The sequence below is a fragment of the Terriglobia bacterium genome (assembly GCA_036496425.1).
Taxonomy (GTDB): domain Bacteria; phylum Acidobacteriota; class Terriglobia; order 20CM-2-55-15; family 20CM-2-55-15; genus 20CM-2-55-15.
In genome coordinates this window covers 22,067-28,504 of record DASXLG010000365.1, presented here as the reverse complement: position 1 = coordinate 28,504, position 6,438 = coordinate 22,067, and the positions used below count along the sequence as shown (strand labels likewise).

At 54.6% G+C, this 6,438-nt stretch carries 9 protein-coding genes; 2 read left to right on the top strand and 7 right to left on the bottom strand.

What is annotated here, in order from left to right:
* Window positions 1-32 precede the first annotated feature (32 nt).
* The 6 genes from VGK48_26945 to VGK48_26920 all read right to left on the bottom strand — a co-directional run bounded on the left by VGK48_26945 (window position 33) and on the right by VGK48_26920 (window position 3,833).
* Window positions 33-1,037: a TIGR03435 family protein gene (locus VGK48_26945; GenBank protein HEY2384829.1), complete on the bottom strand. Its 1,005-nt coding sequence runs from the start codon at window positions 1,035-1,037 to the stop codon at window positions 33-35.
* A gap of 31 nt (window positions 1,038-1,068) precedes the next feature.
* On the bottom strand, window positions 1,069-1,647 hold the full coding sequence (locus VGK48_26940; protein HEY2384828.1) for a hypothetical protein: 579 nt from the start codon (window positions 1,645-1,647) through the stop codon (window positions 1,069-1,071).
* Window positions 1,648-1,734: 87 nt separating this feature from the next.
* Complete coding sequence (locus VGK48_26935) at window positions 1,735-2,628, bottom strand: ABC transporter ATP-binding protein (protein ID HEY2384827.1); 894 nt, start codon at window positions 2,626-2,628, stop codon at window positions 1,735-1,737.
* Window positions 2,621-3,022, bottom strand: coding sequence for a GntR family transcriptional regulator (locus tag VGK48_26930; protein HEY2384826.1), 402 nt, complete (start codon window positions 3,020-3,022; stop codon window positions 2,621-2,623). Before VGK48_26930 ends, VGK48_26935 begins: the two co-directional genes overlap by 8 nt.
* A gap of 203 nt (window positions 3,023-3,225) precedes the next feature.
* Entirely contained in the window at window positions 3,226-3,381 is a 156-nt protein-coding gene (locus VGK48_26925; protein ID HEY2384825.1) for a hypothetical protein, read from the bottom strand.
* A gap of 212 nt (window positions 3,382-3,593) precedes the next feature.
* Window positions 3,594-3,833: a hypothetical protein gene (locus VGK48_26920; protein HEY2384824.1), complete on the bottom strand. Its 240-nt coding sequence runs from the start codon at window positions 3,831-3,833 to the stop codon at window positions 3,594-3,596.
* A gap of 136 nt (window positions 3,834-3,969) precedes the next feature.
* Here VGK48_26920 and VGK48_26915 point away from each other — a divergent pair, with 136 nt between their 5' ends.
* Window positions 3,970-4,359: a DUF488 family protein gene (locus VGK48_26915; GenBank protein HEY2384823.1), complete on the top strand. Its 390-nt coding sequence runs from the start codon at window positions 3,970-3,972 to the stop codon at window positions 4,357-4,359.
* 19 nt (window positions 4,360-4,378) lie between these two features.
* Here the strand turns inward: VGK48_26915 and VGK48_26910 are convergent, their stop codons facing one another.
* The gene (locus VGK48_26910) at window positions 4,379-5,233 is read right to left on the bottom strand and encodes a VWA domain-containing protein (GenBank protein ID HEY2384822.1); all 855 of its coding nucleotides are present in this window, start codon (window positions 5,231-5,233) and stop codon (window positions 4,379-4,381) included.
* 261 nt (window positions 5,234-5,494) lie between these two features.
* On the opposite strand from VGK48_26910, the gene VGK48_26905 reads away from it, so the two are divergent.
* A complete protein-coding gene (locus VGK48_26905; GenBank protein ID HEY2384821.1) occupies window positions 5,495-6,307 on the top strand; it encodes a DUF4159 domain-containing protein in 813 nt (270 codons plus the stop codon).
* Window positions 6,308-6,438: the final 131 nt, after the last annotated feature.

Sequence of the window (6,438 nt, the reverse complement as noted above, 5' to 3'; positions counted from 1 at the left end):
ATTAGGGGTGCGACCCCTGATTTCCCTCCCGCCTAATCTTTCGTCGGCGTTTTCTCGATGTGGTCGATAACCAACTGCTCGGTAGGCGCTTTGCGGGATTCCATCTTGAGGCCGAGCGCCTGCACGGCATCGGCGACGGATGAGGAACCGCCGGGATCGGAAGCTGCGGCTGGCTGGCCGCGGCCGGCTTCTCCGCCTGGCGGCACGTTTATCCCCACTGCTTGAGCAATCCTCATCAAGTCGGCCAACGAGAAATCCAATGCTACCGTGTAATTTCCCTTGAGACCGGTCATGTCGACGACCTGTGCGCCGCCTCCACCGGTGATTTGCGTCAGTTGCGTCAGCATATCGGCAAATGCGGACATCGTCGTTCTATTGCCTTCAAGATGCATTGTTCCGTTGGGGCTGACTTGCTGGGTCCAGACGCCGCGTTTCCCCATGTTAACGACACTGCTGCCAGTCTTGGGATTGACCGTCATACGTACCGGCCCTTGCGGCGTGCTGGTTTCAGTTTCGCCGGGTTTCAAAGGGGTATTCTCATTGAAATCCTGCGATGGGTCGGCGGGCGACTCTTTGAGCTTCGGTCCTCCCTTGCCCACCACCAGCGCCATGACCGGGTGTTCCTTCGTGTCCTGGTGAAGCGTCAACTTGAAACGATCCGCCAGCAACGCTTGCAGCATCCGGGGCGCCTGATCCACGGTCGCTCCATCCGGCATTTTCGCGACGATATCAAAGCGCAGAGAAAGGTCGTTAAGCCAATCCGGGCCGCTGATCTGGAAGGCCTTCACACTGTATGCAGTTGCGATCAACTCCTTGAGCGTCACGAACGTATATTCCGCTCGGGCTTTGTCGACGTGCGCGCCAATTTTCGGCACTTGTCCGGTAGCCTGCATTTGCGCCGCCAGTTTTGCCATGTCAAGGGCGGCCGGTTTGACCGACGCTACTTCGAAGGTCAAGGCCGGCGTAGTCTGGCCAAACGCCAAACCCATTGCCGGCAGCAAAGCGCAAACAATCCATATGGCGAGATGTCTTTTCATTGATTCTCCTTATTACGAAATAACAGATCGCTTAGTACTCGCGCCACTGCACGATCTTCATAGATACGAACAACAGAATTGCCGCGGTAACGACCGACGATCCCATCTGCGGCCACGGAAATACATGTGTCACCAGCGACGACGCGGCCAGAAACCAGTTGAAAGCAGGCGGAAGCGGCAACCGAACGGAGATGAATTGAAAAAGCCCAATGCCGATCATGCTTCCCCAGATTTGCCATTGACCATCCAGAACAGTTGCGAGCAATACCGATAATGAGTAGAAGACGGAACTGGATATGGCAATCGCAAATCCATAGCCGAGCGCGGCTGTGAACGTCAATTGTTCTCTCAGTACTGGGACAACGACCCAGAGTCCTCCGCAAATCAGAACGATGACGGCCATGGCTTCGATCAGGCCGATTCCGGCTCGTACAGCGAGGAGACGAAAACGGCTTACCGGCAGCGCCAGCGTGAAATACATCGAGCCATGCAGGCCTTTCGTGCCCCGGAATGCAGACTGTGTATTTATCCCTGCGCCGGCCAGCATGACGGCTACAGCCGCACATAAAAAGGGAAGGGCGTTCACCAGGACCTCAGGTCGAGTGTTCACAGAAGCATTAACCACTACAAATGTTCCCAAGCCCAGTGAAAACAGGAAGCGCCATCGAGTCTCAAGCCAACCCTTTAACCAAAGCATTCAATTGCTCCTGACAGATTCAAGGAATATCTCTTTCAACGTGACCGGAAACCGCTCGACGGATGAGCAAGGTAAGGACCGAGCCTGTTCGACGATAGCGTCGATGTTCCGGCTCGCCAGTATTGAGATCATGCGTCCTTCCTGATGAACTCGCTCCACTCCATCCACCCATTGCACAGGCGAAGACGGCTCTCTTTCGAACACCACTTGTACACGCTGGTACTTCATTTTCAAATCGTCCAGCGGCCCCGTGACAATCGCGCGGCCGCGATCCACGATACAGATGCGGTCTGCAATCTGTTCGACCTCCGGCAACTGATGGGATGAAAAGAAAATGGTGCTTCCCTCATCGGCTGCAAGCGTTACCAACTCTCGCAGTACTTCTTCGATTGCAGATGGGTCCAGACCATCCGTCGGTTCGTCGAGGATCAGGAGATCAGCGCTATGGCAAATTGCGAGTAACAGCGTCAGCTTCGATCGCATACCTTTCGAAAGATCAGGAATAGACGTCTTCAGCGGAAGATCAAAGGATTTCAGATAACGTTTTTCGAGATCTATTCGCCAACGCGGAAAGAGCGGCCGGGTGAAGCGGATAATCTGTTCCACGTTCATGTAGGGATAAAGTTCTTTCTCTTCGGTGACAAATCCGATCCGCCGGCGAACATCGATCCCGGCGGCGCCGCCTGTCACCGGCAGCCCGAACACAAGGGCCGAACCGCTGTCAGGTTTCAAGAAATTCATCAAGGTCTTGATGGTGGTTGTCTTTCCCGCGCCGTTCCGGCCGAGAAAACCGAAGATGCTTCCCGGCGGGACTTTCAAATCAAGGCCGTCCAATGCGCGTTTGCCCTTGAACGACTTCCGGAGTTCATTTATTTCAATGACCCAATTACTCATTTTCCCTCTTCATGAGACTCCCGGAACGGAACGACGCTAATTCGTTCTCCAGTACTCTCCGCATTTCCTCTTCGCTCAGACCCAATGCCGCCAACCGCTCAATAGCCGACTGAGCGGCGGTTTGAGCCTTTCGCATTACCCGGGAGCGGCCAACCACTGCATCGCTGATGAATGCTCCGGCTCCATGCCGGAGTTCAAGGACACCGCCGTGTTCCAATTCCCGATAAGCCCGGATGACGGTATTCGGATTCATTACCAGGTCTTCAGCGAGCTTTCGCATGGTCGGAAGTTGATCCCCGGGTCGTAACGCGCCTGTTTCCACGGCGTGCTTCACCTGATCCATGATCTGTATGTAGAGAGGAACGCCTGAGGAATGATTCAATCGAAAAATCACGTTTATTATTGTACTAGTCTGATAGCACATTCGCACACATTGAAACCCCGCGTCAAGGCTCGTTGAAGTTTCATGAGATTGGGATGTCAGGGGGAGTCTTGCAGTTTAATGTTCCCTGGCTTCAGAACAGGGTGCCATCCGCGAGGAGGCGCGCAAAATCAAGGGCCGGGAAAACCTCGATTCCATCATCGGTTTTCAGACGTTCATGGCCCGTGTAAACCAGAATACATCCAGGAACCTGCTTTCAGGAATGCCAGTTGTCCGGAAAAAACCAGAGGATCGACGAGAATCCGCTGGTAGAGATCCTCACGCAATAGATCGATGGTATGGGAAGCGAGTCCCTGTCCGCGAACCCACATGCTCTTTCCACATCCGCGCATTCCAAAAAGGAAAAAAGTTGATTTAGGCGAAGGGAGAATTCTTTGATAAGGACTGCTCATATCGATCTCATTTTGCCGTGAAAAATGAGATCGACCTATACAATTGGCCCGAAACACCGGGATAAAGCTTACATCGCGTTCTCCTTGTTCGTCTGACGCTAACCGCGGAGATTCCTGAAGTGAGCCGGACTTTAAATTTCGCCGTTTCGTTTCTGGTCGGGTATGGTGGATTCAGGAGGAACTTCGCGCGGCTCCTTCTTGGTGGCAAACACGAGGGGTAGGCCGAACGCGACGCCCGCGACGACAACTCCAACGACAAGTGGAATCATGAATAATTTGCGGAGGGACTTCTTATCCCATCGAGAAGAGCTCTCTTTTGCCGCCGCCGCTTCATCAGCGGAGGCGGAATTCAGCAGGTCGTCATGGCTCACGCTTACCCTTCGCGCGGGCTCGGATGCGGTCGGGGGAGTATTTTCGTTAACGCCGGGCATTCACTTCGATTCTATGGGAGATTCGAGATTTCGACAGTAGAAAATGGGATTCGGGTTCTCAAGGAGGTTTTCGAACGTGCCTGTTGATGTCGTCAGACTCGGCTCCCCACGGAAGCGCCATGAAGGCCTGCGGCTCGGCACCGTCCGCCGTCCGCCGCGCGGCGTGCCGAAAACACAGTTCGCGAAGCGCGACTTCTACGATGTCTGGTTGCCCGTCCTGTCCCCCAGCCAGGAGTTGGTGAGCTTCATACTGGGATCGGAGGACGAGAAGTCGTGGAAGGTGTTCGAGCGCAAGTATCGGGCGGAAATGAACAAGCCGGATGCCTCGCGGCTGCTGGACCTGCTTGCGCTTTTGTCGCATCAAACCAGCTTTTCAGTAGGTTGCTACTGCGAGAACGAAAATCGCTGCCACCGCTCCATTCTGAGGAAACTCCTGGAGGAGCACGGCGCAGAGCTGGCAGAATGAAACAAACTTTGAGGCCCTGTCACTGCGCCGCGGCATGATAGCCGGTTTTGCCGCGGATGCTCAGTTTGCTAAGACCGGGAGGGGGGTCGACCTTAAGTTCGATCTTGCGCCATTTTCCGTTTTTGGTTTGGTTCGTCGAGTGATAGCCGATGACGTATTCGTTCTTCAGTTCGATCGCGATCTTCTCAAAAAGGCCATCCAAAGACGCACCGTGGAATGCGTACCCGCCCGTCATTTGCACGATATCGTTAATACGGCCTTCGACGCCGATGGAAAAAATCTGCACGTTCTGTTCTCCGACAGAATCCTTCAAATTTGAGAAGGTGGACCGGCTATGTGTTTCGCCGCCGTCGGTAACAACGATCAATGCCCGTTTCGGATAAGACGCTTTTTTGAGTGTTTCCATTCCAAGGTAGACGCCATCATACAGGGCCGTGACGGCTTCATAGGGGATAAACGGCAGCTGTTCCACTTTTGAAATATCTTTGGTCAGGTCGATTTGGACGCGTGGTTTGTCGCTGAACAAAATGAGGCAGTATTCGTCTTCTGGGTTCGAAGCGCGGAGGAACGTCAGCACTGCCTGACGGGCATAAGCCCCGAACGACTGCATGCTATAACTTATGTCGAAGACTATGGCCACGCTGATTGGAACACTCTCGGTGGACAAAGACGCGACCTGCTGCTCTACTTTGTCTTCCCATACATGAAAATCCTTCTTCTTTAACCCAATCACGTAACCGCCGCCCCTCTCGGTGACGGTCGCGTTCACCAGCACGAGATCGACATCGACCTTTAGGTTCTGAGCCGCACCACGGGGGGCAAACGAAGGCGCGGCGCAACCGAGCAGGGCAACGACGATACACAGGCGTTTCACGATCAATTGAGTATTTCATAATGAGGTCCCATTGTCATTTCGGGCGGCGACGGACTTCACGGCGAATTACACGAAGCTCATCTCGCGCGTGGCCACAATTTGCAGTTCAGTTGAACCACATTGTCTACAGCCGCCTGCCAATGCCCGTCTCACGGCAAAGTGTTTGGCCCTCCGCCCAAGCACTCGCGCATTTCGCGGCGCCGTAAAGTTCTTTTGAGCGCGCTTGATAAACGCTTTCGCAGAAACTAACATGCCTGCGGCATGTTACGGCGAGGTATGACCTTCGGAGTCGTCGCGGGATTGATCACTATTCTTGCGATCAACACGTTTGCTCAGTTCCGCAATTCCTTCGTCCTTCCTGACCCGATCCCCGAACCTGAGCAGCATCCAGGCTCCGAGTTCCGGATGGCACGGGTGAAATACCGGACTTCTGGAGGCGGCGGATCGCATGGAATCCGTAACCCCTGGTGGGCGATCGATTACCCCTATGCCGAAGAGCACTTCTTCGCCGCTCTTCGCCGCGTGACGAACATCACAGTCGCCGATCGGGAGGCGTTTGTCGAACTCAGCGACGACCAGATTTTTGAATATCCGTTTCTGTTCCTTCAGGCCGTCGGCGTCGGCGATTGGAATCCGACGGCCAAGGAGGCCGCAAACCTGAGAGAACATCTGGTTCGCGGCGGCTTCATGCTGGTCGACGATTTCCATGGAGAACGCGATTGGGCGATCTTCGAGCAAGCCATTCGGCGAGTATTCCCGGATCGGGAAATCGTCGAAATTCCGGATGACGATCCTTTGATGCACATCTTCTACGATTTGGACAAAAAGACAGCGATCCCGGGTGACCGCCACCTCCGCGTTGGACCCGGCGGACAAATCTACGCGCAGATGCAGGGCCCTGCGCACTGGCGCGCGATCTATGACGACCACAAGCGCATGATGGTCGCCATGAATTTCAATATCGACATGGGCGATTCCTGGGAACACGCGGACGATGCGTTTTATCCGGTGCCCATGACCGCGCTCGGCTACAAATTCGGAATCAACTACGTAATCTATGCGATGACCCATTGAATCGTCAGTCAGAATGCACGGCGCAGGGCCCATTCAGGTCCGGCCGCTGGCTGACCATCTGGGCATCGAATCGGGCATGGTCCGGCTTGTCCGGAGCCGCGATAGCGGGGCATTAAACCCCCAACATATAC

Excerpts from the sequence above, each read along its gene's own strand:
- VGK48_26945 (HEY2384829.1), bottom strand. The coding sequence starts at position 1,037 with ATGAAAAGACATCTCGCCATATGGATTGTTTGCGCTTTGCTGCCGGCA.
- VGK48_26935 (HEY2384827.1), bottom strand. The coding sequence starts at position 2,628 with ATGAGTAATTGGGTCATTGAAATAAATGAACTCCGGAAGTCGTTCAAG.
- VGK48_26925 (HEY2384825.1), bottom strand. The coding sequence starts at position 3,381 with ATGTGGGTTCGCGGACAGGGACTCGCTTCCCATACCATCGATCTATTG.
- VGK48_26905 (HEY2384821.1), top strand. The coding sequence starts at position 5,495 with ATGTTACGGCGAGGTATGACCTTCGGAGTCGTCGCGGGATTGATCACT.